General features: G+C 61.3%; 1 protein-coding gene. It reads right to left on the bottom strand.

Annotation, left to right across the window (positions count from 1 at the left end):
• Positions 1–310: glutathione S-transferase family protein (locus tag B3849_RS04730; RefSeq protein WP_286779877.1), on the bottom strand; the 310-nt coding region annotated here is incomplete at its 3' end.
• Between the last annotated feature and the right edge of the window lie 31 nt (positions 311–341).

Below are 341 nucleotides of genomic sequence, written 5' to 3'. Positions count from 1 at the left end.
TGGTCGAGGCGAGGTAGTACATCGCGCTGCGCATCTGGGCGGCGGCGGTCGGGTCCGTGGGGACCAGCCCGGCTTTGGGCGCAATGGCAGCGACATAGTCCAGCAGCGCACCGGTTTCGGTCAGGATCGTATTATCCTCAAGCCGCAGCGCAGGCACGCGTCCCTTGGGGTTGATCGCCAGATATTCGGGTTTCGTCTGCTCTGCCGTGGCGAAATCGACGCGCACCGGCTGATAGGGCAGAGCGGCTTCTTCGATGGCAATCGCCACCGCGACAGAGATGGTTCCGGGCGTAAAATAAAGCGTAAGCATCGTTTTGCCTTTCAGATATGGGTCTGCGCGA

Source organism: Sulfitobacter sp. UBA4523 (genome assembly GCF_002388305.1).
In the GTDB taxonomy this organism is placed as follows: Bacteria; Pseudomonadota; Alphaproteobacteria; order Rhodobacterales; family Rhodobacteraceae; genus Sulfitobacter; species Sulfitobacter pontiacus.
This window is presented reverse-complemented; position numbering and strand designations above follow the sequence as displayed.